General features: G+C 45.6%; 24 protein-coding genes, 1 pseudogene and 1 riboswitch. Of the genes and pseudogenes, 17 read left to right on the forward strand and 8 right to left on the reverse strand.

Annotation, left to right across the window (positions count from 1 at the left end):
* A partial coding sequence (locus tag G9F75_RS19230) for an HNH/ENDO VII family nuclease (RefSeq protein WP_185156496.1) occupies positions 1-355 on the forward strand: 355 nt, incomplete at its 5' end.
* 14 nt (positions 356-369) lie between these two features.
* A complete protein-coding gene (locus G9F75_RS19235; RefSeq protein WP_014418100.1) occupies positions 370-828 on the forward strand; it encodes an SMI1/KNR4 family protein in 459 nt (152 codons plus the stop codon).
* Between the two features lie 39 nt (positions 829-867).
* On the opposite strand, the gene G9F75_RS19240 is transcribed toward G9F75_RS19235, so the two are convergent.
* Together G9F75_RS19240 and G9F75_RS19245 are read right to left on the reverse strand one after the other, a co-directional pair.
* The gene (locus G9F75_RS19240) at positions 868-1,149 is read right to left on the reverse strand and encodes a hypothetical protein (protein ID WP_017417952.1); all 282 of its coding nucleotides are present in this window, start codon (positions 1,147-1,149) and stop codon (positions 868-870) included.
* Positions 1,142-1,720, reverse strand: coding sequence for a MarR family winged helix-turn-helix transcriptional regulator (locus G9F75_RS19245; RefSeq protein WP_021494181.1), 579 nt, complete (start codon positions 1,718-1,720; stop codon positions 1,142-1,144). The genes G9F75_RS19240 and G9F75_RS19245 overlap by 8 nt, the downstream gene beginning before the upstream one ends.
* 199 nt (positions 1,721-1,919) lie before the next feature.
* Here G9F75_RS19245 and G9F75_RS19250 point away from each other — a divergent pair, with 199 nt between their 5' ends.
* A complete protein-coding gene (locus G9F75_RS19250; protein WP_031304185.1) occupies positions 1,920-2,144 on the forward strand; it encodes a hypothetical protein in 225 nt (74 codons plus the stop codon).
* 43 nt (positions 2,145-2,187) lie between these two features.
* On the opposite strand, the gene G9F75_RS19255 is transcribed toward G9F75_RS19250, so the two are convergent.
* Both G9F75_RS19255 and G9F75_RS19260 read right to left on the reverse strand, forming a co-directional pair.
* Complete coding sequence (locus G9F75_RS19255; protein ID WP_014418096.1) at positions 2,188-2,472, reverse strand: hypothetical protein; 285 nt, start codon at positions 2,470-2,472, stop codon at positions 2,188-2,190.
* Positions 2,473-2,496: 24 nt separating this feature from the next.
* Positions 2,497-4,605, reverse strand: coding sequence for a molybdopterin oxidoreductase family protein (locus tag G9F75_RS19260; protein WP_021494179.1), 2,109 nt, complete (start codon positions 4,603-4,605; stop codon positions 2,497-2,499).
* 146 nt (positions 4,606-4,751) lie between these two features.
* Positions 4,752-4,844, forward strand: a riboswitch (SAM riboswitch).
* Between the two features lie 121 nt (positions 4,845-4,965).
* On the opposite strand from G9F75_RS19260, the gene G9F75_RS19265 reads away from it, so the two are divergent.
* The 3 genes from G9F75_RS19265 to G9F75_RS19275 are packed head-to-tail and all read left to right on the forward strand — an operon-like array spanning position 4,966 to position 8,736.
* Entirely contained in the window at positions 4,966-5,982 is a 1,017-nt protein-coding gene (locus G9F75_RS19265; RefSeq protein WP_021494178.1) for a 2-hydroxyacid dehydrogenase, read from the forward strand.
* The gene (locus G9F75_RS19270) at positions 5,975-7,441 is read left to right on the forward strand and encodes an FGGY-family carbohydrate kinase (RefSeq protein WP_104679156.1); all 1,467 of its coding nucleotides are present in this window, start codon (positions 5,975-5,977) and stop codon (positions 7,439-7,441) included. The genes G9F75_RS19265 and G9F75_RS19270 overlap by 8 nt, the downstream gene beginning before the upstream one ends.
* A gap of 47 nt (positions 7,442-7,488) precedes the next feature.
* The gene (locus tag G9F75_RS19275; protein WP_021494176.1) at positions 7,489-8,736 is read left to right on the forward strand and encodes an RbtT/DalT/CsbX family MFS transporter; all 1,248 of its coding nucleotides are present in this window, start codon (positions 7,489-7,491) and stop codon (positions 8,734-8,736) included.
* A 30-nt stretch (positions 8,737-8,766) separates the two neighbouring features.
* Here the strand turns inward: G9F75_RS19275 and G9F75_RS19280 are convergent, their stop codons facing one another.
* Together G9F75_RS19280 and G9F75_RS19285 are read right to left on the reverse strand one after the other, a co-directional pair.
* Positions 8,767-9,528, reverse strand: a complete 762-nt coding sequence (locus G9F75_RS19280) for a hypothetical protein (protein WP_021494175.1) — start codon at positions 9,526-9,528, stop codon at positions 8,767-8,769.
* Positions 9,529-9,593: 65 nt separating this feature from the next.
* The gene (locus tag G9F75_RS19285; protein WP_014418090.1) at positions 9,594-9,899 is read right to left on the reverse strand and encodes a DUF948 domain-containing protein; all 306 of its coding nucleotides are present in this window, start codon (positions 9,897-9,899) and stop codon (positions 9,594-9,596) included.
* 129 nt (positions 9,900-10,028) lie between these two features.
* Between G9F75_RS19285 and G9F75_RS19290 the strand changes: the two genes are divergently transcribed.
* The 4 genes from G9F75_RS19290 (at position 10,029) to proB (ending at position 13,578) form a co-directional block, all read left to right on the forward strand.
* Positions 10,029-10,745, forward strand: coding sequence for a 3-ketoacyl-ACP reductase (locus G9F75_RS19290; protein ID WP_007407344.1), 717 nt, complete (start codon positions 10,029-10,031; stop codon positions 10,743-10,745).
* A gap of 287 nt (positions 10,746-11,032) precedes the next feature.
* Positions 11,033-11,401, forward strand: a complete 369-nt coding sequence (rtp, locus tag G9F75_RS19295) for a replication termination protein (protein ID WP_003153833.1) — start codon at positions 11,033-11,035, stop codon at positions 11,399-11,401.
* A 185-nt stretch (positions 11,402-11,586) separates the two neighbouring features.
* A complete protein-coding gene (gene proC, locus G9F75_RS19300; protein ID WP_021494173.1) occupies positions 11,587-12,435 on the forward strand; it encodes a pyrroline-5-carboxylate reductase in 849 nt (282 codons plus the stop codon).
* 24 nt (positions 12,436-12,459) lie between these two features.
* Positions 12,460-13,578 carry a glutamate 5-kinase gene (gene proB / locus G9F75_RS19305; protein WP_014418087.1) on the forward strand — a complete coding sequence of 373 codons (1,119 nt, stop codon included), beginning with the start codon at positions 12,460-12,462 and terminating at the stop codon, positions 13,576-13,578.
* A 60-nt stretch (positions 13,579-13,638) separates the two neighbouring features.
* Here the strand turns inward: proB and gltC are convergent, their stop codons facing one another.
* The gene (gene gltC, locus G9F75_RS19310) at positions 13,639-14,541 is read right to left on the reverse strand and encodes a glutamate biosynthesis transcriptional regulator GltC (RefSeq protein WP_014418086.1); all 903 of its coding nucleotides are present in this window, start codon (positions 14,539-14,541) and stop codon (positions 13,639-13,641) included.
* Positions 14,542-14,686: 145 nt separating this feature from the next.
* On the opposite strand from gltC, the gene gltB reads away from it, so the two are divergent.
* The 3 genes from gltB to G9F75_RS19325 all read left to right on the forward strand — a co-directional run bounded on the left by gltB (position 14,687) and on the right by G9F75_RS19325 (position 21,573).
* Complete coding sequence (gene gltB, locus G9F75_RS19315; RefSeq protein ID WP_021494172.1) at positions 14,687-19,246, forward strand: glutamate synthase large subunit; 4,560 nt, start codon at positions 14,687-14,689, stop codon at positions 19,244-19,246.
* Between the two features lie 16 nt (positions 19,247-19,262).
* Entirely contained in the window at positions 19,263-20,744 is a 1,482-nt protein-coding gene (gene gltD / locus G9F75_RS19320; protein ID WP_021494171.1) for a glutamate synthase small subunit, read from the forward strand.
* A 118-nt stretch (positions 20,745-20,862) separates the two neighbouring features.
* Positions 20,863-21,573, forward strand: a complete 711-nt coding sequence (locus G9F75_RS19325; protein ID WP_021494170.1) for a hypothetical protein — start codon at positions 20,863-20,865, stop codon at positions 21,571-21,573.
* Between the two features lie 27 nt (positions 21,574-21,600).
* Here G9F75_RS19325 and G9F75_RS19330 read toward each other — a convergent pair whose 3' ends face one another.
* Positions 21,601-22,581: a zinc-binding dehydrogenase gene (locus G9F75_RS19330; RefSeq protein WP_021494169.1), complete on the reverse strand. Its 981-nt coding sequence runs from the start codon at positions 22,579-22,581 to the stop codon at positions 21,601-21,603.
* A gap of 118 nt (positions 22,582-22,699) precedes the next feature.
* Between G9F75_RS19330 and G9F75_RS19335 the strand changes: the two genes are divergently transcribed.
* The 4 genes and pseudogenes from G9F75_RS19335 to G9F75_RS19350 all read left to right on the forward strand — a co-directional run bounded on the left by G9F75_RS19335 (position 22,700) and on the right by G9F75_RS19350 (position 25,516).
* A complete protein-coding gene (locus G9F75_RS19335; protein WP_021494168.1) occupies positions 22,700-23,566 on the forward strand; it encodes a LysR family transcriptional regulator in 867 nt (288 codons plus the stop codon).
* Positions 23,567-23,617: 51 nt separating this feature from the next.
* A pseudogene (locus G9F75_RS19340) lies at positions 23,618-23,863 on the forward strand (His/Gly/Thr/Pro-type tRNA ligase C-terminal domain-containing protein); the annotation flags it as partial.
* Positions 23,864-23,894: 31 nt separating this feature from the next.
* Positions 23,895-24,197, forward strand: a complete 303-nt coding sequence (locus G9F75_RS19345; RefSeq protein WP_007407355.1) for an ArsR/SmtB family transcription factor — start codon at positions 23,895-23,897, stop codon at positions 24,195-24,197.
* Positions 24,198-24,340: 143 nt separating this feature from the next.
* Complete coding sequence (locus tag G9F75_RS19350; RefSeq protein WP_007407356.1) at positions 24,341-25,516, forward strand: MFS transporter; 1,176 nt, start codon at positions 24,341-24,343, stop codon at positions 25,514-25,516.
* Positions 25,517-25,537 lie beyond the last annotated feature (21 nt).

The raw sequence follows: 25,537 nt of genomic DNA on the forward strand, positions 1-25,537 counted from the left end.
GGTAAAAGCAAAGGGAAAAGTTAAAGACATAAGCCGCAGAGTGTATACTATGAAAGATATTGATATGAACCAAAAAACAGAATTTGGCGTAACAAATCTTCAGCTTATGAAAAACGGTAATGCTCCTTATGCAAAAGATGGCACACAGATTAATTTACATCACTTGATTCAAGAAGAACCTGGCCCAATGCTTGAAATCCCAAACAGTTTACATACAAAATATAGTGATGTTATTCATAAGCTTAAGACTGATGGTGAAAGTTTTAGAAATGATAAGGTTTTAAAAGCACAATATGAAAGCTTTCGAAAGAGATATTGGAAGTGGAGAGCGAAACAATTTGAGAATGAGAATTGAGGTGTTTAAATTAAATGATTTATTCAAAGGTTGAAAACTTTATTAATGAAAACAAGCAAAATGCTATATTCACAGAGGGTGCAAGCCATGAAAACATAACTCGCATTGAAGAAATCCTCCAATGCGAACTTCCTATTAGCTATAAATGGTTCTTAGAAAAATACGGTGCTGGTGGTTTATTCGGGGTTTTAGTTTTAGGCTATAACTTCGATCATGCGTCAGTTGCAGATAAAACCAAAGAATATAAACAACATTATGGACTTGCTGATGGTCTTGTTGTCATAGAAGATGTTGATTTTTTTGCTTACTGTCTAGATACGAATAAAATGAAAGACGGAGAATGCCCTGTAGTGGAATGGGATAGGATAATTGGCTATCAAGATATCGCTGCAGAAAGCTTTATCGAATTTTTTTATAATAAGATTCAGGAAGCGAAAGATGACTGGGAAGAAGATGAAGACTGGGACGATTAATAAAAGAAAGCTCTCTTTTAGAGAGCTTTTTTCAGATTTTCAATTTTTAACAGGCTTTATAATGAGCAAACAGGCATTACTCAAAATACTCGCCGCGCCTATCCAAAGCAGCCATTGTGTTGCGGTCAGCCATGAGGCAGTTAGGATAAAGAGTCCAATGGCAATTGATATATAATTGCCGGCTCGGTCCAGTTTACGTTTGCAATGAATTTTATATTTAGCATGAGAAATAAATTGATCAATTTTATCTTTCAGCTCATAGCATTTTTCCTTCATCTTATCCTCTGTTTCTTTTACTTTTCGATAAAGCATATTATTCATCGTCTGCACCCCCATATCGCCGTTTTGAAAATTCAGCCATGATTTTTTCTTCATAGTCATCTGAGATGAATTGTGCCTGATCTTCAACTTTTAAATGTGCTTTTTCTTCAAAACCATCCTGTTCTTCACCATCAAAACGATAAAGTTTTTGCAATAGCCTCCAGAATGTTTCAATTTCATCAGTTGTGAAGTCTTGAAACATATCCACTAAAAAATAGGTGGATTTTTCTGAACAGGAAATTAACGCTTTTTTTCCTTCAGCGGTAATCTCAATATTGATTGCACGTTTATCCAGTTTGCTTGGCACAGTGTGAACATATCCTTTTTTCGCGAGGCTTGAAATTAATTTGTTAGCGGTTTGTTTTGTTGTGCCCAGCTTTTTAGCGATATTCATAAGTGTGGTATCTTCCGTCGGTAAATGGGCAATAGCAATAAGAGTCATGTGCTGTCGGGAAGTCAGCATTTCTAAGTATTCGTCCCCCCGAGCCTGCACTTTATTGACAACCGAAAATAATGATGCGTAACTTTGTTGCATAACATGCAGTTCCTTCATTAGTAAATTAATATCCATAAGGTATCTCCTATCTGAATTGTCACCATGTTGACAATTACAATATACATCGAAATAGAAAATAAGTCAACGTGGTGACTAATAGTAGCGGGTGCGGCTGTTTTCAAAAATGTCACAGGCAGTCGGAGTGTTTACAAAAGGGGAAATAAGTATAATAAATGCGAAAAGGGCATTAATCCAAAGTGAGAAGGTGTTTGACATGCAGAAAGTGAACTGGTCAGAACAGTATGAATGGTTCAATAAACAGGATGAAAAAGACGGGCGTTTAATGGCGCTCCTTCGTCATGAGCTTACATATGAGGAAGTCATACGGTTATATAAGAAAGGGTTTTATTTGAAATCTAAAGAAGGGGAGGTTTCGTTAAGTAAGAACGATATCCTTCGTATGTTTGGGGTTGAAGAGAGGCAGGGCGGCGTATCTTGATGAACGGGAAGAGAAAAACTCTTCCCGCTTTTCATGGCAGCTGTTATTCTTTTTCCAGCATAGAAGTCAGCCATTCTCTTAATGTATTCTTCTGCACATACCGCTTTCCGTTTCTCGTGATATGCGGAATGTCAGAGGTGTCGGGCACGATTTGTTTTGCTTCTTCCTTCGTAACTCCTAAATAATAACCAATATAGAAGTGCAGATCTTTTTCTTTAATGAGAATGTGGTCAGTGTGTTCATGAGGATCAGGTGATTTAAAGTTTTTCAATCCGTCTCCGATGAAATATCCGGCTAAAGCGATTCCGATGCCGGTAATGATATCCATACAGCAAACCTCCAATAAACGTTATCACTTTTTATACGGTGAAGCCGGCTGAAAGGATTCAGCCTTCATCAAAACCGCCCGGCGTTTATTGCTGAGCTTTTCCACCTGCACCTTTCCGGAGAAGAAAACAGCGCCTCCGCCCATATCCGCCAGCCGATCGGGCGTGAGCGAGTTGACAAGCTGTTTTTTATCATCCATATCGGCCCAAAGACCTTGGCTGACTGCAACGCCGGGAAGCACCTGTTCGCCGACCGAAGCTGTTAATTCACACTCGCCGCGGTGATTCCAAACTCTAACGGTTTCCCCGTCTTCTATGTTCCGGCGTACAGCATCCTCTGTATGAATAAAAAGCTTTGGCGCTTTTTCTAATTTTACGTGTTTTTCATTATTCGAAAATGTTGAATTTAAAAAATTATGATTCGGTCCCGGGACAAATAAAAGCGGAAAATCATCATCGCTCTCAAGAGGGATGTGTGTCGGCAGCGCCGGATAACCGTCCTGTTTCATCTTTTCCGAATATAATTCAATTCTTCCGCTCGGTGTCTTGAGCTTTCCCGGAAAAAGCGGTTTTTTCCGTTTGGCTTTCATGAAGGAATGGCGTGAGAGCGCTTCGTAATCAATATCCTCGATATACGGATTGTCGGGAAAGTCCAGCGCCTGTCTGATCAACTCTTCATCGGAATCCTGAAGCTCCTGCTCGGTAAATCCCATTGCTCCGGCAAGCAAACGGAACACTTCCGTATTCGATTTGCTGTCCCCGTAGGGTTCGATCACCGGTTTTTGCAGCTGAATAAAATGATGCCAGTAAGACGTGTAAAAATCTGTGTTTTCAAATGCGGATGCAGCAGGGAGCACGATATCCGCATATTTGGCGGTTTCCGTTAAAAATAGATCGTGAACGACTGTAAATAAATCCTCCCGCAGCAGGCCTTTTCTGACTTTATTCGCTTCCGGCGCAACCACTGCAGGATTCGTACCGTAAATAAACAGGGAGCGTACGGGCGGTTTTGTTTCTAAAAGAACGCTTCCGAGCCTGTTCATATTAAATGATCGCGGCTTCCTGCCGTAAAGCAGATCAGGCCGCTGGAGCGCTTGTCTGTTATAGTTTAATACCGCGCTGTTGTGCTTGATTGCGCCTCCTCCGGTGTTGAGCCACTGTCCTGTAACAGCCGGAAGGCAGGCGACGGTGCGGACGATCATTCCGCCGTTGTCATGGTGCTGAATGCCGTTTCCGATCCTGATAAGGGAAGGGGAGGTTTCCCCGTACATTCTCGCAAGACGTCTGATATCGTCGGCTTTAACGCCTGTAATAGCAGAAACCGTTTCCGGATCATAGTGTTTAACATGCGCTTTTAATTCGTCACTGCCTTCGGTGTATTCTGTGAGAAATGCTTCATCGTGAAGGTTTTCGTCGAATAAGACATGCATGATACCGAGGGCGAGTGCGGCATCTGTGCCGGGGCGAATGGAAATAAACCAATCGGCAAGCCGGCCGGTTTGGTTCTTATGTACATCGATAACGACAATTTTAGCTCCTTTTTTCCGGGCTTTTTGAGCAATCATGACTTGATGCATATTCGTGCTGACGGCATTGATCCCCCAAAAAATAAAGAGCTTTGCATGTATGGTCTCCTCCGGATCAGTACCCGCTCCTTCACCCATTGTATAGTTATAGCCTTCAGAACCGGCTTTGCTGCAGATCGTCCGTTCGAGATGACTCGCTCCGAGACGATGGAAAAAACGGCGGTCCATTCCCTCTGCCGCCAGTTTTCCCATATTGCCGTAAAAGCTGTACGGAAGAATGCTTTCCTCTCCTTCTTCGGCAATAAGCTCTTTCCAGCGCGCACTGATCGTATTGATCGCTTCCTCCCAGGAAATAGGCGCAAACGCGGCTTCACCTTTTTTACCGATCCGTTTTAACGGAACGGTTACGCGCTTCTCATCATAAATACGCTCAGCCATGTGTCTGACTTTGTTGCAAATATTCCCTGATGTGACCGGGTGATCGGGGTCTCCCTGAATGTTAACGATTTTTCCGTCTTTTTTTGTCACAAGCAAGCCGCATTGATCGGGACAGTCTAGTGAGCATACCGACTTAAATACCCCGTTCGGCTGTGTTGCAGCAGAATTCATAGCCCATTTCTCCTCTTTGTTTATATTGTAAGCATTATAACATTTCAAAATCGAACGTCAATTCAGAAAAAAGTGTTGACATCACGGAAAGACTTTTCTATGATGAGTTTATTCTTTTAAACAGCCTGACAATTTCATCATTTTATTTTCTATCCAGAGAGGTGGAGGGACTGGCCCTACGAAACCTCGGCAACATTTATTGTGCCAATTCCAGCAAGCGTATGCTTGAAAGATAGGAAAGGATGATCTATACATATTTGTGCGCTTCAAGCGCATAAAGACGGTATATGAATCTCTTTCCTTCTTTGGGGAAAGAGATTTTTTTATGAAAAAATTTATGTGAAAAGGATGTTTTGCACCATGACGGTTTTAATTACCGCACCATATCACGACGAGGGGCTGAAGGAGCTGACTGAGCTGTTCGGCCGGACTGTGCACCGGCCGTGGAAGAAGCACGGCCGGGCCTATCGGGAAGATGAATTGATCCGAATGATTCAAGAGACAAACGCGTCGGGGCTTATTACTGAACTTGATGAGGTGTCTGAGCGTGTTATTGACATATTGCCCGATACCGCTTTTATCGGTGTCTGCCGAGGAATGCCGTCTAATGTGAATATTGCGGCGGCGACTAAAAGAAAAATCCCCGTTTTCTTTACACCGGCCCGCAATGCCCAGGCTGTTGCTGAAATGTTTATCGGAAATGTGATTTCATTTTTGCGTCATACGTATTCTTCCCATCAGTGGCTGAAGGACGGGAAGTGGAATGGTGATTATTTGCAGGCTTACGTCAAATTCAGAGGAAATGAGCTGACGGGGAAAACAGTCGGCCTTATCGGTTTCGGAGCTGTCGGACAGAGAATCGCCCGGCTATTGGCCGCTTTTGACTGCAAGGTGCTTTACTATGACCCATTTGTCCGTCATGAAAACCGGGAGTATGAAAAAACGACGATTGAACGGGTATTTTCTGAAAGTGATATTGTTTCCGTTCACTTGCCGCGCACAGAAGAAACCATCGGCCTTATCGGCGCCCGGCACTTTCAATTGATGAAACAGGGAGCTGTTTTTGTCAATACGTCAAGAGCGGCGGTTACAGACAGGGAAGAGCTGCTGCGGGTGCTGAAAGAACGGCGGATTAAGGGAGCGATCCTTGACGTGTTTTATCACGAGCCGCCTGAATCTTCTGATTATGAATTGATCTCTTTGCCGAATGTGTTAGCGACTCCCCATTTAGCGGGTGCAACATTTGAAGTGGAAGATCATCATGTGATGATTTTAAATGGAGCGCTTTTCAAATGGAAACATGACCAAACCTGCTCAATACGTGAACTTTATAACAAAAGAGAACTTGAAACGGAAGGAGGAGGCTGTAATGGCTGAACAAAAAGGCTACCTTGTATTTGACATCGGAACGGGGAATGCGCGAGTCGCGGTCGTGACAGCCGGCGGTGAAGTGACCGCGCTTGAAAGGGAAGACATTGAATATGTGACGGATCCGCTTTATCCGGACGGACGATATTTCTCACCGGAAGGGCTATGGACGCAAATCAGCGCTATGGCAAGGAAGGTTATTGCCAAAAGCCCTCATATTACATTAATCGGAATCACCTCAACAAGCCAGAGGCAGGGAATTGTTCTGATCAATAAAGATAAAAAGGCATTTCTCGGTCTGCCCAACATTGATAACAGAGGCCGTGAATGGAAAGACGGGATTGAGGCAAAAGAAGAAGTGCATCAGCAAACCGGACGTCTTCCGAGCGCTTTATTTTCCGCCATGAAACTTGTCGGATTAAAAGCTAGACAGCCGTCTTTATGGAAAGAAGTGAAGTACATCACAAGCATCAGTGACTGGGTGACATTTGAGCTGAGCGGTATTTTAAGCTATGAACCGTCACAGGCTGCTGAAACACTGCTGTTTGACGTAAGGAAAAAGGCGTGGTCAGAGACATTATGCAACATCTTCGGTGTGCCTTCTGCCATTCTTCCTTCACTCGTCCGATCTGGGACGGTTGTCGGAATGTTAACGTTTAAGAAAACGGCGGTTCTCGGTCTTTCTGAAAGAGTGCCTGTGATTGCAGGCGGGGGAGACACACAGCTTGCCATCAAAAGTGCAGATGCAAAGCCGGGAGATATCGTCATCGTATCCGGCACGACGACGCCGATTATAAAGATAACAGCTGAGACCGGAACTGAAAGTTTAAAGAATGCATGGCTGAATTGCCATACAGAAGAAGGTCAATGGCTCCTTGAAACGAATCCGGGTGTAACAGGACTCAATTATCAAAAATTAAAATCCATTTTTTATCCGAATGAATCCTACGGCGTCATGGAACGGGAAATCGCAAGTCTGCCGAAACATGATCATGCTTGTATTTCTGCGTTAGGCTCCTATTTATCGCCAGAGAAAAACGCACTGGCAAAAGGCGGATTTATTTTTGACGCTCCGCTGTCTCAAAACTTAAGCAGAGCCCATTTTGTCAAAGCCGCACTGCTGGAAATCGCTTTTTCAATCAAATGGAACTATGAGGCGTTAACAGAGGTGGCTTCCTTTTCACAAGATTATGTGAAGGTGTGCGGCGGCGGTTTCCAAAGTGATGCTTTGACGCAGTTTCTTGCTAACCTTCTCCAAAAGAAAATCTATAAGAGAGAGGGGTTCAGCCAGGCATCCGCAATGGGAGCGGCAATGATTTGCAACGAAGCTCTCGGTGTGAAAGCAGAGCTTTCGAGCCGCACAAAGGTAATTGAGCCGGAAGCGGATCAGACGGATCTCTTCCTATATGAAGAATGGAAACATACGCAAGAATTATTTACTCATTTTCAGCCGGCGGTGAAAGCCTGACTTGGGGATGAGATGACAACATGAAAGATTGCTGAGGAGGAACAAAAATGCTTAATAAAATAGGAATTCCGAAACAGCTCGCCTGGGGATTTTTAGGGGTCGTGCTGTTTATGATGGGGGACGGCCTTGAACAAGGCTGGCTCAGCCCGTTTTTAGTTGAAAACGGCTTGACGGTACAGCAATCAGCATCCCTGTTTACGGTTTACGGTATTTCTCTCGCTGTGGCGTCTTGGTTTTCAGGGGTCTGCCTCGAAGCCTTCGGCGCAAAGCGGACGATGGTTATGGGGCTGTTGTTTTACGTGATCGGAACAGCCGCGTTTATCGCATACGGATTTGAAAATCTTAATTTGCCGGTGATGTATGTCACGTATTTTATTAAAGGGCTGGGTTATCCGCTGTTTGCCTATTCATTTTTGACATGGGTGATTTACCGGTCGCCGAAAAACAGGCTCAGTACGGCGGTCGGCTGGTTCTGGATTGCATATTGCTGCGGGATGTTTGTATTCGGTGCTTGGTATTCAAGCTGGGCCATCAAATCCTTCGGCTATTTGAATACACTGTGGAGTTCAATTTTCTGGGTCTGCCTCGGCGCGTTTTTTGCTTTGATTTTAAATAGGGACCGCTTTGAAAAGAAAAAGGCAGATAAGCGGGAAAAGGCGCAGGAATTAATGAAGGGAATCACCATCCTTGCTGAAAATCCGCGCGTGCTCTCTGGGGGGATCATTCGGATCATTAACAGCATCGGAACATACGGATTTCCGGTATTCCTCCCGATGCATATGGCGCAGCACGGCATTTCTACAAATGTATGGCTTCAAATTTGGGGAACGATCTTTCTCGGAAATATCGTCTTTAACTTAATCTTCGGCGCAGTCGGCGATGCCTTCGGCTGGAAAAAGACTGTCATGTGGTTCGGGGGAGTGGGCTGCGGCATTTTTACTCTTTTATTATATTATGCACCTGTTGTATCACATGGGAACTTGCTTTTCGTCAGCATTGTCGGTTTTATATGGGGAGGGCTCCTCGCCGGGTTCGTTCCGGTCGGGGCTATCGTGCCGACGGCGGCCGGCAGCGATAAAGGTGCTGCCATGTCTGTGTTAAATCTGGCTGCGGGACTGTCGGCATTTGTCGGCCCCGCGCTTGCCTGGGCGTTCATCGGACTTGTCGGCGCACAAGGCGTTGTATGGATTTTCGCAGCGCTCTATTTCGTAAGTGCAATCTTGACAAATCAAATCAAAATACCTGAAGAGAAAACGGCAAAACACAATAAAGCATTGCCTGAATACGCTTCTTAACAGCAGCGCCCCGAAAATTCGGGGCGTTTTTTACAGCTGCTGAAGAAACCCGGCAAAGCGCTGAATTTGTTCACGTAACGATTGTTTGTTTTCGTGAAATTGTTTGAAACGATGTCCGTTTGCTCCGGACGGATGCGGGAAGCCTTCCAGAATGACCGCATGACCCATTCTGCCGTTCTTCTTCAGCATGCGGCAGGCTGATTCTGCTGCTTTACCGAGAGGGATAAGCAGAATGTCCTTTTCTATCATTTCTATTTCATCCGGAAAACATCTCAGCGCGTAACGGCTGAGAAGAGCTGATCTGCTGATTGCCGGCCGATGTCCCGTATAGTTTTTCTGTTTATAAAAAACAGGGTGTTTGATAACGGACGTTGTATGAAGAAGCTCCCGTTTTGAATCAAATAACCGGGATGAATCCTCAACGTGAAGCGCGGCCGGCAGACCGCATTCATTAAGCATTTCGATGATGTTCTGTCTCATTGAACCGGAAAGTCCGGCCGCTTTTTTTGTTTCATACGCTATCGTTTCAAGAGTTTCGCCATCTTTTAAAAGCTGTGCCGCTTTTTTGTAAGCCAGCTGCATTTGAAAAAAACCGGGTGTGATTCCGGAAATGGCAACGACTGCATGAGGGTTAATATATTCATTATGAGGCGAATAATACAAATCCAGATCTCCGTCCTTGGCTAAATGGAAAGCCGGAGTCAGCAAATCCGATTTTGTAAATTCTCCCGAATATGATAGTGCTTTAAGCTGCTGCAAAAAACGCGCAAGCCGCTCACGATCGCAAATCATGTTATGCCTCCTTGAATCCGCCGGTTTCTCTTAGTGTCATCAAAAACGTCGGATGACATGCAGGCTCATACATCACTTTTACCGGCGTTCCAGAGCATTTTTAAGACGTGAGGCGTTCCTTTAACTTCGGCCGCCGTCGTTTGCACGGCTGTTTTTTTAGTGAGAAAATCTTCCTGCAGTTCTTTCTGCTTTTGCGATAACAGATCGGTTTCTGTTTTGATTTCATCAACGGCCGTCTGCATGGACGCTGTCGCGGCGTTAATCTTCTTTATATCAGGCGCTGTGTTTCTTTTAAAATGCACGGCGGATACGGCTGCATAAATTAATGCGGCAGCCGCAACGGCAGCACTGATATACAAAATGATGATCATCTTCTTTTCACTCCTTTTTTTCAGTTGATACCCTTTACGGATCGTGTTGAATCATTTTATTTGCTAATTGTTTTTTTTCTGCTTATAATGTGAAATCGTACATAAGGACATTCAGAAAGGGTGAAAGACGTGGAAAGCTTACAAAACAAAACGGCTCTTATCACGGGTGCGGGCAGAGGAATCGGCCGCGCCGCCGCTATCGCTTTAGCCAAAGAAGGAGTCAATATCGGTTTAATCGGCCGCACAGAAGCAAATGTCGAAAAGGTTGCGGAAGAAGTGAAAGCCCTTGGTGTAAAGGCATCATTCGCTGCTGCCGATGTAAAAAACCAAAAAGAGGTTGAGCAAGCCGTCTCCTCTATTAAAGAAGAACTCGGTGAGATTGACATCTTGATTAACAATGCCGGAATCAGCAAATTCGGCGGATTTTTGGATCTTACGCCTGAAGAGTGGGAAGACATCATTCAAGTTAATGTAATGGGTGTATACCACGTGACACGCGCCGTTCTTCCTGAAATGATTGAGAGAAAATCAGGAGATATCATTAATATTTCTTCTACGGCGGGCCAAAGAGGCGCCGCGGCGACAAGTGCGTACAGCGCTTCTAAATTTGCCGTTCTCGGTCTGACTGAATCTCTCATGCAGGAAGTCAGAAAACACAATATCCGTGTCAGCGCAATGACGCCGAGCACGGTTGCCAGCGACATGTCTATTGAATTAAATCTGACAGACGGCAATCCGGAAAAAGTCATGCAGCCTGAGGATCTTGCAGAATATATGGTTGCTCAATTGAAATTACATCCGCGCATTTTCATCAAAACTGCCGGTTTGTGGTCAACTAATCCTTAAACAAAAGGGGACCTGTCTTCGTGACGGGTCTTTTTTTGTTTCCGCAACCCGAATAAATAGGCATAAAGATCCGTTTTTGCAGAAAAAAGAGTGAAAAAGAAACCGATATCAGTTATAATTAAACTAAATAAACTATGTACCAAATGTTCATTAAAATTATTTTTCCCCGCTCTCCAAAAAACAAATCAATACAAATCAAACTGTCCGAACGATAAAAAGGAAAAACGGGATATAAAGAGAATATTTAGCACATGGAATAATTTGTTAGAAGGAAGGGTGTGCACATATTGAAAGAAGAAAAAAGAAGTTCAACCGGTTTTTTAGTGAAACAAAGAGCTTTTTTAAAGCTTTACATGATTACAATGACAGAGCAGGAACGGCTTTACGGACTGAAGCTTCTCGAGGTGCTGCGTTCGGAATTTAAACCCATCGGTTTTAAGCCGAATCATACCGAGGTGTACCGTTCACTTCACGAACTTTTGGATGACGGGATTTTAAAGCAAGTAAAAGTGAAAAAAGAGGGAGCCAAACTCCAGGAAGTCGTTCTCTATCAATTTAAAGACTATGAAGCTGCGAAGCTTTACAAAAAACAGCTGAAGACAGAGCTTGACCGCTGCAAAAAGCTGATAGAAAAAGCCATTTCAGATAATTTTTAAATCCGGCCGGAACGAACCCGGCCTCCCGGGCTCAAAAGATTTGTAAGGTTTGTTTTGTGATTCATTATACATAATAACAGGCTCGGAACAATACATATCAATAAAACCTTCAAACTTGACATCGACTCCTGAAGTGGTAACATAAAAAACGTGTGAAAAATACGAACAAAATACGAACAAGGGAGATGTTACCGATCTTAGATCAAAAGAAAATTGCTTTTATCGGAGCAGGATCAATGGCTGAAGGAATGATATCAGGCATGGTCCGCGCAAAAAAAATTCCCAACCAAAACATCTGCGTGACAAACCGCCGCAATACAGAGCGACTCGCTGAATTGGAACATCAATACGGAATTCAAGGCATTGCTTTTGACAGCATGAAAACCGAAGACATTGATGTCTTTATTTTAGCCATGAAACCGAAGGATGCTGAAATCGCTCTTGCTACGCTGAAACGGCGTATTCAACCTCATCAAATCATCCTGTCTGTTCTGGCAGGCATAACAACCTCATTTATACAACAATCATTACATGACCGTCAGCCAGTTGTAAGAGTGATGCCGAACACATCCAGCATGATCGGCGAATCGGCAACAGCTGCGGCTTTCGGAGACCATGTCTCTTACGGTTCAGCAAAAACCGCGGTATCCCTTTTGGAATGCCTCGGGGAAGTATACGTGATCAAAGAAGATCAGATGGACATTTTCACCGGCATCGCAGGCAGCGGACCGGCGTACTTTTATTATTTAATGGAGTTTATTGAAAAAGCAGGTGAAGAAGCCGGCTTAGACAAACGGCTGTCCCGCAAAATCGGCGCGCAAACGTTATTGGGCGCAGCTAAAATGCTGATGGAAACGGGTGAAAAACCGGATGTGCTTCGGGAAAACATCACCTCTCCAAACGGCACGACGGAAGCCGGCCTCGATGCGCTCAGGTCAGAAGGCGGCGGAGAAGCCATTGCCAAAGCCATTAAACACGCGACCGAACGTTCTATTGAGATCAGCAAAACAATTGAAAAAACGGCAGCACTATAATCGTTAAAAAACAGGAGTGATACAGTGACGTCTCGGACGAAGATCAAAAGAGTCGCGGTGAAAATCGGCAGCAGCTCACTGACGAGCCTGCACGGGGAAATCAGCAGAAGAAAGCTGGAAGCATTGGTGGATCAAATCGCACAGCTGAAAGACAGCGGCTATGAAGTGATTTTAGTATCTTCCGGCGCAGTGGCGGCAGGTTATCGGAAGCTCGGATTTATTCAGAAACCGGAAAGCCTCCCTGAAAAACAGGCTTCCGCTTCCATCGGGCAGGGATTATTAATGGAGGCTTATTCAAAGCTGTTTTTAGCGCACGGTTATGTCGCATCACAAATTTTAATTACAAGAAGCGACTTTTCCGATGAATACCGCTACCATAATGTGCGCAATACGATGAACGTCCTTTTGGAACGGGGCATTATTCCGATTATTAATGAAAATGACACGGTCACAGTCAACCGGCTGAAATTCGGAGATAACGATACACTCGCAGCGAAGGTGGCAGGTTTAATTGATGCCGACATGCTTGTGATTTTATCAGACATTGACGGTTTATATGATGATAATCCGCGCAGCAACCCGAAGGCGAAAAGAATCAGACATGTAAGTGACATCACTCCGGAAATAGAAGCAAGCGCGGGAGATGCCGGGAGTGAAATGGGAACCGGCGGAATGCGTTCGAAACTGGATGCTTTTAAAATTGTGATGGCCTCCGGTATTAAAGGCTTTCTCGGGCAGGCTAACATTCCGGACATTCTGCTTCAAGCGGTAGATGAGGCGGCTGAAGGAACTTATTTTGAAGCGGAAGGAACCCTGCCGTTAAACCACAAAGAACAATGGCTTGCATTTAATTCCGGCCCCGAAGGTGAAATTGTGATGGAAAAAGAAAGCAGCCGCGATGTCGCGAACGGAAATATGGAGCTGTCACCGCAGGACATCGAGCAGATTAAGGGCAGATTCAGCAGCGGAGCGGTTGTCAGGCTGCTTGATCAGCAGGGAGAAGAGCTCGGACTCGGCATCGTCAACTATTCCTCAGCCCAGCTGAAGACATTTAAAGAAACGCCGCATAAACAGGGCGATCAATCAGTCATTGATCCGGAAGCATTTGTCTGCCACGTTGAACTATCCATTCCGATCGGCTGAGAAAGAACTATAAAAATATGAAAAAGCCCGAGGCTTCGTTTTGAAGCTCGGGTTTGTTTTTTATTGATATTGTTCAAGTTTGGAGAAAAATTGAATGACAAAATGATAGAAATCATTTGCAGACGGAGCCAGTTCCCTTCCTTTTGGTTTAATAATGCCTACGGTGCGCTTCACTTGAGGAAATTCAATCGGAATTTTGACCGTGAACCGGGGTGTGGTTTCTGCAAAGGTGCTTTCAGGTAATAAAGTCACTCCCATCCCCGCGGAGACTAATCCTTTAATGGCATCTAAATCCTCGCCCTCCGTCGATACAAGCGGCGCAAAGCCGGCCTGTCTGCAAGCGTCAATCGCCATGTTTCGGAGAATAAACCCTTCAGGAAATAAAACGAATTGGTCGCCGCGCAGATCAATTAAATGAATATTTTTCTGTTTGGCAAGCGGATGATGCAGCGGAACAAGCGCGTAAATCTTTTCCGTGAATAAGATATGGCCTGTTATGTCGGGGAATTCCGTCGGAACGGGGCCGAGCAGCGCCGCATCTATATCCCTGTTTCTTACGGCTTCAATTAAAAACTTATAAGACCCCTGGCGGAGCAAAAACTCAACGTTCGGGTATTCCTCTTTAAATGCCGAAATCACCGTCGGCAAAAGCTGGCTTGCAAGGCTCGTCGGAAATCCTATTTTGACGGTTCCGCGATTCGGATCAAGATATTCATCAATTTGTTCCTTCGCGTAATCAATTGCTTTCATCGCCGTTTTAACATGTTCTAAAAATTGCTTGCCGATCGGCGTTAATTTAATATTTCTGCCTTCCCGTTCAAATAAAGTGACTTTCAGCTCTTCTTCAAGATTTGCAATCTGCCTGCTGATGGCGGATTGTGCGACATGCAGATGATCAGCCGCTTCTGACACATGTTCCCGTTCTGCTACCTCCATAAAATACCGAAGCTGGCGTAATTCCATTGCGTTCACACCTATCTATCTCATTTTGAGATGTATTTGATCTAAATTATATATTGTTTATATTGTTTTGAAAACTTACAATTAATTTAAAGTTGTCAGATTTTATGACCGATAATTAACGGAAACTGATCGGGGGAGAGGAATTATGACTTACAATCAAATGCCGAAAGCACAAGGTCTCTACCGTCCGGAATTTGAGCACGATGCATGCGGAATCGGCTTGTATGCCCATTTAAAAGGGAAACCTTCACATGACATTGTCAAAAAAGGACTGAAGATGCTTTGCCAGCTGGATCACAGAGGAGGACAGGGCAGTGATCCGAATACGGGTGACGGCGCCGGCCTGATGGTTCAGATCCCTGATGCTTTTTTTAAGAAAGAGTGCGGAGAAATGAAGCTGCCGGAAAAAGGCCGTTACGGGGTAGGAATGGTCTTTTTCTCGCAAAATGAAGAGGAAAGAAAAAAGATCGAAAAACAGGTGAATGCATTCATTGAGCAGGAAGGACAGATCGTTCTCGGCTGGAGAACCGCCCCTGTAAATGTCGGAAAAATCGGAACAGTGGCACAAAGTACTTGCCCGTATGTGCGTCAAGTATTCATCGGCGCCGCAAACGATTTGAAAGACAGCCTTGCTTTTGAACGCAAACTGTATGTCATCCGGAAGCAGGCGGAAAATTGGGGCGTTCAAGAACAGCTTGATTTTTACTTCGCAAGCTTGTCAAGCCAGACTATTGTTTATAAAGGATTGTTAACGCCTGAGCAGGTTGACGCTTTTTATTTGGATTTGCAGGATGAAACCTTCGTATCTGCATTTTCACTCGTGCATTCAAGATTCAGCACAAATACCTTTCCTACTTGGGAACGTGCCCATCCGAACCGCTATCTGATTCATAACGGAGAAATCAATACGCTCCGGGGCAACATCAATTGGATGAGAGCGAGGGAGCAGCAGTTCGTTTCAGAAAGCTTCGGAGACGATCTTCACAAAGTACTGCCGATTTTAAATGCTGAGGGAAGTGACTCATCCATTCTTGATAATGCGTTTGAATTTTTCGTGATGGCGGGGCGGAAACCGGCACATACGGCAATGATGCTGATTCCGGAACCATGGACGGAAAACACTCACATGTCTAAAGCGAAACGGGCTTTTTATGAATATCACAGCTCTTTAATGGAGCCGTGGGACGGGCCGACCGCCATTTCGTTTACGGACGGAAAACAAATCGGCGCCATCCTTGACCGTAACGGCCTGCGTCCGGCACGTTACTATGTGACAAAAGATGACCATATTATTTTCTCATCTGAGGTCGGCGTTATTGAAGTAGAGCAGGAGAACATTCTTCATAAAAAACGTCTGGAGCCCGGAAAAATGCTGCTCATTGACTTAGAGGAAGGCCGGATTATTTCAGATGAAGAAGTGAAAACAGAAATTGCCAATGAATTCCCTTATCAAAAATGGCTTGAAGAAGAATTGGTTCAAGTGAATCCTGACCCGGAAATCCGGGAAGAGGAACAATTCGATGATCTTCTCGTCCGTCAAAAAGCGTTTGGCTATACGTATGAAGATATTCAGAAGTATTTAATTCCTGTTATTAAAGAAGGCAAGGACCCGCTCGGCTCTATGGGAAATGATTCGCCGCTCGCCGTTTTATCCGATCGCGCCCAATCACTGTTTCATTACTTTAAACAGCTGTTTGCGCAAGTCACAAACCCGCCGATTGACGCGATCCGCGAGCAGCTTGTGACCTCCACGGTGACATGGCTCGGAGCTGAAGGCGATCTGCTGCATCCGAGTGAAAGAAATGCACGCCGCATAAAATTGTATACTCCTGTATTATCAAACGAACAGTTTTATGCGCTGAAAACACTTGTGCACCCTGACATTAAGAGCCAGAACATCCGCACGCTGTTTTCCGATGACCTAGAAAAAGGCCTGAAGGATTTGTTTCAGCAGGCGGAAAAAGCGATCAAGGAAGGCGTATCTCTGTTAATTTTATCTGACAGGGCAATGAGTAAAGAGTTGACGCCGATTCCGCCGCTTTTGGCCGTCAGTGCGCTGCATCAGCATTTGATCCGCCAAGGTCTGCGAACAAAAGCAAGCATTATCGTTGAATCCGGGGAAGCGCGTGAAGTTCATCACTTTGCGGCTCTCATCGGATATGGTGCCGATGCTGTCAATCCGTATTTGACTTACGCTACGTATAAGCAGGAAATCGATGAAGGCCGGCTTGATATTCCGTATGAAGAAGCTGTCAGCAAATACGGAAAGAGCGTAACAGAAGGCGTCGTGAAAGTGATGTCAAAAATGGGAATTTCAACTGTGCAAAGTTACAGGGGCGCCCAAATTTTTGAAGCGGTCGGCATCGGTGAAGACGTTATCGCCAAATACTTTACCGGTACTGCATCTCAGCTTGGCGGAATCGATATCGAAACGATTGCGCAAGAAGCGAAGAAGCGCCACCAAGCGGCGTACAAGGATGATTACAGCCAAACCCTTGAGCCGGGTAGTGAATTCCAATGGCGAAACGGGGGAGAGCACCACGCTTTCAATCCGAAAACCATCCATACTCTGCAATGGGCGTGCCGCAAAAATGATTACGGCCTGTTTAAGCAGTATTCTCATGCAGCGGATGAAGAACGAATCGGATTTTTACGCAATCTGTTCGCCTTCAAAGAAGACCGCAAGCCTTTAAAATTAGAGGAAGTTGAATCAGCTGCGTCCATTGTGAAACGTTTTAAAACAGGAGCGATGTCATTCGGTTCATTAAGCAAGGAAGCCCATGAGGCTTTAGCGATAGCGATGAACAGGCTTGGCGGAAAAAGCAACAGCGGAGAAGGCGGCGAGGACCCGAAACGTTTCGTTCCGGATGAAAATGGCGACGACAGAAGAAGTGCGATTAAACAGATCGCTTCCGGCCGTTTCGGCGTAAAGAGCCATTATCTCGTCAATGCGGATGAATTGCAGATCAAAATGGCGCAAGGGGCGAAGCCGGGAGAAGGCGGTCAGCTTCCGGGCAACAAAGTATATCCTTGGGTCGCGGATGTCCGCGGTTCTACACCAGGTGTAGGGCTGATCTCACCGCCTCCTCACCATGATATTTATTCAATTGAAGATTTGGCGCAGCTGATCCATGATTTGAAAAATGCAAATCGAAGCGCGCGAATCAGCGTCAAGCTCGTGTCAAAAGCCGGTGTCGGCACGATTGCGGCCGGTGTGGCAAAAGGCACTGCGGATGTCATCGTCATCAGCGGCTACGATGGCGGAACGGGCGCGTCGCCGAAAACGAGTATTAAACATACGGGTCTTCCGTGGGAGCTTGGTCTTGCAGAAGCTCACCAAACGCTGATGCTGAACGGTTTACGGGATCGCGTGGTATTGGAAACGGACGGTAAGCTGATGACAGGCCGAGATGTCGTGATGGCCGCCTTGCTCGGTGCGGAGGAATTCGGCTTTGCTACAGCGCCGCTTGTCGTTCTCGGCTGTGTCATGATGCGCGCCTGCCATTTAGATACATGTCCTGTAGGTGTCGCGACGCAAAATCCGGAGCTCCGCAAGAAATTCATGGGCGATCCTGACCATATCGTAAATTACATGCTGTTTGTCGCAGAAGAAGTGCGTGAATATATGGCAGAGTTAGGCTTTAAGACGCTTGATGAAATGATCGGACGGACAGACGTTCTTCATGTCAGTGAACGTGCAAAAGCGCATTGGAAAGCGGGCCAGCTTGATTTATCCACACTGCTGTACCAGCCTGAAGGCGTACGCACTTTCCGTACGGCGCAAAATCATAAAATCGACGAGTCGCTTGATATGACGGTTATTCTTCCGGCGGTTCAGGCTGCAATTGAAGCCGGTCAGGAAGCGGAAGCTGAAATCAAGATCAATAATACAAATCGCGTAGCCGGAACCGTGACGGGAAGTGAAATTTCTAAACGCTACGGAGCGGAAGGCCTGCCGGATGATACGATCAGACTTCATTTTACCGGATCAGCCGGACAGAGTTTCGGAGCATTTGTCCCTAAGGGGATGACGCTTCATTTGAACGGGGATTCAAATGACTACGTAGGCAAAGGGCTTTCAGGCGGAAAAATCATCGTGAAAGCGCCTGATGCCTTCAATTGTGAAACACACGATAACGTTATTATCGGGAACGTCGCATTTTACGGAGCAACAAGCGGGGAAGCGTACATTAACGGGCGCGCCGGTGAACGTTTTGCAGTCCGTAACAGCGGAGTCAATGTCGTTGTAGAAGGTATCGGAGACCACGGCTGTGAATACATGACAGGCGGCCGGGTTGTCGTCCTCGGCGAAGTTGGCAAAAACTTCGGGGCGGGAATGTCAGGCGGTATCGCATACGTCCTGAGTGATGATGCCAAGGCATTTAAACGCAAATGCAACATGGAAATGATTTCATTTGAAAAGCTGTCGGATGAGGCGGAGATCAAAGAAGTTGAAGAAATGGTCAAACGGCATGCAGCGCTGACAAACAGCAAAAAAGCCGCAGACCTCCTGGACAATTGGGAAAAAGCCGCAGAAACCTTTATCAAAGTTATTCCGAAAAACTATAAACAAATGCTCCTCAGCATCGAAGAACAAAAAGCGGCGGGTTTATCAGAAGAAGACGCAATTATGTATGCTTTTGAAGCCAATACAAAGGTTCACCAAACGCCTGCCAAAGATCATAAACAAGCGGTAGTACAGTAAGAAAGGGGAGAGGAACATGGGGAAACCAACTGGATTCATGGAAGAAAAACGAGAAAAACCGGCTGAGCGGGACCCTCTCACTCGCTTAAAGGATTGGAAAGAGTATTCGGCTCCATTTTCAGATGAAGCGTCAAAGCGGCAGGGGGCGCGGTGTATGGATTGCGGCACACCGTTTTGCCAAATCGGCGCTGATATCAACGGTTTTACGTCCGGCTGCCCGATTTATAATCTGATACCGGAGTGGAATGACCTCGCCTATCGGGGGCGCTGGAAAGAAGCCTTGGAGCGTCTTCTGAAAACGAATAACTTTCCTGAATTCACAGGGCGGGTCTGTCCCGCTCCTTGTGAAGGATCTTGTACGCTGGCCATTTCAGATCCGGCTGTTTCAATTAAAAACATCGAGCGGACGATCATTGACAAAGGTTTTGAAAATGGATGGATACAGCCGAGAATTCCAGCGAAACGCACAGGTAAAAAAGTCGCTGTCGTCGGTTCAGGCCCGGCAGGTTTGGCAAGCGCTGATCAGCTGAACCAAGCCGGTCATTCCGTAACGGTCTATGAGCGTGCTGACAGAGCCGGCGGCCTGCTGATGTACGGCATTCCGAGCATGAAGCTTGAGAAAAATGTCGTCGAACGCCGTATTAAGCTTTTGACACAGGAAGGTATAGATTTTGTAACAAATACCGAAATCGGCGTTGACATAACGGCAGATGAGCTGAAAGAACAATTTGATGCCGTCATTTTGTGCACAGGCGCCCAAAAGCAGCGCAATCTGCTGATTGAAGGCCGGGAAGCAAAAGGCGTCCATTATGCGATGGACTATTTAACACTGGCGACGAAAAGCTATTTAGATTCCAACTTCAAAGACAAACAATTTATAGACGCTAAAGGGAAAGACGTCATCGTAATCGGCGGAGGAGACACAGGAGCTGATTGCGTGGCAACCGCGTTGCGTCAAAAAGCGCGCAGCGTGCATCAGTTCGGGAAACATCCTAAACTTCCTCAAACGCGCACGAACGACAATATGTGGCCTGAACAGCCGCACGTCTTTACCCTTGAATACGCCTATGAAGAAGCGCAGGCAAAGTTCGGCAAAGACCCGAGAGAATATTCAATTCAGACGACAAAAATGGTGGCCGATAAGCAGGGCCGCTTACAAGAGATTCACACCATTCAAATGGAAAAAGTCAGAAACGAATTCGGAAAGTATGAATTTCATGAACTGCCCGGTACAGAAAAAGTCTGGCCTGCTCAGCTGGTGTTCATCGCCATCGGTTTTGAAGGGACAGAACAGCCATTATTGAAACAGTTCGGTGTCGATTCGGCAAATCATAAAATTCAGGCGGCATATGGGGATTATAAAACGAATGTTGACGGTGTTTTCGCCGCAGGGGATGCGAGAAGGGGCCAAAGCCTGATTGTATGGGCGATTAATGAAGGCCGGGAAGCAGCGCGCGAAGTCGACAGTTATTTAATGGGGAGCACTGTTTTACCGTAAATAAAGGGGTTTATTTATAAAACCGGCTGAGATCAGCCGGTTTTTCGTATTGAAACAAAATCTCCTTCTTCCTGTATTGGTCATATAAGGGTAACGTGATGGGAATGGAGGATAACAAATGGAATTTTGTTTTACAGGGTGGAGAGATTATTTTCGTAGAAATCAATCAACAGTCAAGGAACTGAACTGTAAATATGATCAGCTTTCTGAAACTGAGCGCCGCGTTATTTGTTCTTCAGTTCAGCAGTTTCAAATCGGCGAAAGTTCAGAAGGTCTGTTTTTGATAGCTGCTGCAAAACGTTTCTTAAAGGATTGTGCTGACAAAAGTTATCTGGAAGCGCTGATTTTATTTATTCAGGAAGAACAAAGGCATGCGGGTGAATTGGAAATATTCATGAACCGGCACAATATCCCAAAGCTGAAAAAGCATTGGGTTGATCAAGTCTTCCGCAGACTGAGACGATTTGCAAGCCTTGAGCAGTCGCTCACGGTGCTGCTGACGGCGGAAATCATCGCCGCCGTTTATTATGACGCCTTAAAAAACGTGACGGGCTCTGTGTGTCTGCGATCAATTTGCGGGCAGATTTTAATTGATGAAGAAAAACATATTGAATTTCAAGCGGAAGCACTGCACAAGTTCGGCCGGCGCCGCTTAAAGATCACCAATACGTGTGCTGTGTTTTCCCGCTTTATTTTATTGACGGGCACTTTACCCGTCGTGTGGCTCTATCATCGAAAAGTTTTAAAAGCCGGGGGTAAACACTTTTTTGTTTATTTGAAAGAAGCCTATCAAGAGTATGTCAGAGCGGAAACGCTTATAAACACATAAGGAAACGGACGGGTCCGCTCCTCTTTTTTAGACATCCAAACGAAAGCCGATATTGCCAAACTGCCGTCCTTCCCGCATTCTGTTAAAAGCGGCAGCTGCTTCTCTGAGAGAATACATACGGTCGATAATGGGACGGATGCCGCAGCGGTTTATCAATTCCAGCATATCCGCGAATTCCTCATTGCTTCCCATTGATGTACCGAGAATATGAATCTGCGGAAAAAACAGCGAGCGAATAGGAAATCCGAGCTGATCGCCTGAACTGGCGCCAAATGTTACGATCCGGCCATTCGGTTTCATAATGTCAAGATAGTGTTGAAACAAGGCGGGGCCTACACCGTCAAGTATGATATCTGCTTTTTCGCCATTCAGCGCCTCATTCCAGTCACCGTAGCTGTCAATCGCCCGGTCTGCACCGTATGACAGTGCGGTTTGTTTTTTGTTTTCGCTGCGGGAAGTGACGCTGACTGTCGCTCCGATAGCTTTTGCCATTAATAAGGCATATGTTGCCACGCCGCTTCCGATGCCCGGAAGGATAAGGTGTTCGCCTTTTTTTAATTGTCCTTTTGTAAATAAGGCGCGATAAGCGGTTAATGCTGATAACGGCAGAACGCCCGCTTCCTCCCAAGTCAGGTGTTCGGGTTTTAAAACGGCATTTTCCTCAGGAACGATGACATAAGGTGAAAATGTTCCGTCGCTCGGACTACCTAAAATATCAGGGACGGCTGGTACGTCCTCAACAGTCTTCCAATTCAGCACCGGGTTGATGATGACTTCTGCATGCAGTAAATGAGACCGGACGCCGTGTCCTATTTCGGTTACGATTCCCGCGCCGTCTGAACCGAGAGTAAATTCATGGTTTCCGGTTTTGTGGTTTTTCATTAAAAACAAATCGCGATGGTTTAATCCGGCTGTTTTCAGCTTTATTTTTACTTCGCCGTTTCCCGGCCGTTTGTCAGGTGCCTGCCTGAAATCAAAGCCATTTTCGTGTATGATAAGGGCATTCATCATTCTTCTCTCCTTTATAATTGATGAGAAAGATTTTACAGGCTGTATCAGCTGCAGTAAATAAATGAAAATTGATAGCCGGCTATCAATAAAAATCATAGCAAGAAGGTGTCCTTACATGGAAAGCGGAGACTTAAAGATTTTTCAGGCTGTCGCCCGCAAAGGAAGTATTTCTAAGGCGGCAGAAAGCCTGCATTATGTTCAATCAAATGTGACAAACCGGATTCAGCAGCTGGAACGGCTATTACAAACACAGCTTTTTTACCGCACAAATCGGGGGATGACGCTGACGCCCGCAGGTGAAAACTTATTGAAAGACGCAGACAGAATCCTTCAATTGCTGCATGAGGCGCAAAAAACGGCGCAAGAGGCAGGCGATCCGAACGGCCCGCTTCGAATCGGTTCTCTTGAAACGGCGGCAGCCGTCCATCTCCCTCAATTTTTCACAGAGTATTGCAGCCGCTACCCGAAAGTACAGCTGTCTCTGTCAACCGGTGATACACATACCTTAGTGCAGCGCGTCTTACACTATGAGCTGGACGGCGCTTTTGTTTATGGACCGGTCGAATACGAAGATCTTGAGCAAGTCGCTGTATTTCAAGAAGAATTGGTCTTGGTCTCAAATAAGCGGGAAGGCAGTTTGCAAGACTTGTTTCGAGATCCGATTCTGTATTTTGCCGCGGGCTGTTCGCACCGCCGCAAAATAAAAAACATACTGAAAGAAGAGGCAGTGCCCGCATATAAAATCATTGAATTCGGTACGTTGGAAGCCATTATTGGGGCGGTGCAGGCGGGGATGGGGGTTTCCTTTCTGCCTGCATCAGCCGTCCGTTATTTTCAAAACAGGAAAAATCTTTTTCTTCATGAGCTCCCTGAACATTTTCGGAATATGAATATATCATTCATCTACCGGAGTGATTTATTTTTGACATCGGCGTTTGAAGAACTGCTGAATGGATTAAAAGCATTACCGAACGGAAGATGAGAAAACAGTACAGCTGTGTGCGCCAATTTTTTTCGTTCTGGTTTTTCTCAGAAGAAAGCGGGTATCCGGGCTGAGCTCGATCAGCGCGATGAAAAACTCGGCTATAAAATCAGAGAAGCACAAATGAAAAAAATACCGTATATTGCTGTTGTGGGAGATCAAGAGTGCCGCCATCAATCTGTACATGTACGGCAATACGGGCGGGAAGACACATTTGAAGAGAATGTGAGTGATTTTATGTCCCGGATCATAAGAGAGGCAAAACAAAAAATAGAGATTGAAGAAAAACAACATTGACATATCGTAAAATCACGATATAATAAAGCGTATGAAACCTATTGATGTTTTTAAAGCGTTGTCTAATGAGTCACGGCTTGAGATTTTACAATGGCTGAAAGAGCCGGACCGTCACTTCGCCCCGCATGATGGCATTGATATGAATGAGATCGGAGTATGTGTCAGCCAGATCACCGATAAGCTTCAGATGACACAGTCAACGGCGTCTCAATATCTTTCCATTCTTCAGCGGGCGGGCCTTATCCAAACAAAACGGATTGGCAAATACACCTATTATAAAAGAGATGAAGAAGCGATAAAGGCGATGGCCGATTATTTTCAGCGCGAAATGTAGGGCTGAATCCTTTAGAAGAGGGATTCAGTTTCTTTTTCCGACTACACATCGACATATTGCGATTTGTTTCTGTTTGTTCAACCCTTTATATCGATATATCACAATATATCTTTATATAAATCATCAATGAAGGAGTGTGTCAGGTGCAAAATACCTGGAAGATTTACATTTTGGCAATTATCAGTTTTTTAGTGGGGACGTCTGAATATGTGATATCCGGGATGCTTGATAAAATTGCAGGGTCCTTGGGAGTTACTGTGGCAGCGGCAGGGCAGCTGATTACAATTTTTTCACTTGTTTATGCAATCGGAACGCCTGTCATGATGGCCCTTACAGCAAAACTGGACAGAAGGAAGCTCATGATCTATGCTCTTGGATTGTTTGTAATCGGAAATATCATTTCTTTCCTTGTGCAGGGATTCGGCTTATTTGCGGGAGCGCGGGTGATTATGGCGCTTGGAGCAGGAACCGTGGTGGTCACCGCGCTTACGATCGCAGCAAAAATCGCTCCCCCGGGAAAACAGGCAAGTTCTCTCGCAACCGTCATTATGGGGTTTACGGCGGCGCTCATTATCGGTGTTCCGATCGGAAGAACCGTGTCTGAAGCTTTCGGCTGGAAGGTGGTTTTCGCCGGAATTGCGGCAATCGGAATCATTGCCATGCTTATTATACGTTTCGCGCTGCCTGAGATAAAAGGAGATAAACCGGTGCCGCTCATTCAGCAATTTTCTCTTTTGAAGAAACGAAAGGTGGCTGTCGGGCTGGCCATTACGTTTTTTTGGCTCGGAGGCTATTCGGTTGCGTATACGTACCTTTCTCCGTATTTACTGAACGTCACTCATATCGGCAGCGGAATACTGAGTACATTGCTGCTTATTTTCGGTGTTGCAAGTCTTGCCGGTTCTAAAGCAGGCGGTTTCAGCGCAGACAAATGGGGGGCGCGTATGACATTAACCGGCGGAATGGCGCTTCATGCTATCATGCTCATGTTATTGCCGTTTGTCACACATTCTGCTTTCGGAGCGGCGGCAGTGCTTATTTTTTGGTCCTTCGCCGCCTGGTCATCTGGGCCTGCTCAGCAGTATCATTTGGCAACGATGGAGCCTGAATCATCGGGTGTATTACTTGGCCTCAACCAGTCTGTGATGCAGCTGGCTATGGCAGCCGGGGCGGGCATCGGGGGCATTGTTGTCACTCATCTGTCTCTTGCGTCAGTGACATGGATCGGATCAGCGGGTGTTGTCATCGCGATGTGCGGCGTGCTTTCGCTTGCATCATTAACGTCTGAAAAAACCTCATCTGAATACAGTGCAGAATAAACAAAAGCCTCATTTCTCAGC

It is taken from the genome of Bacillus sp. EKM208B (genome assembly GCF_011800725.1).
GTDB lineage: Bacteria > Bacillota > Bacilli > Bacillales > Bacillaceae > Bacillus > Bacillus velezensis.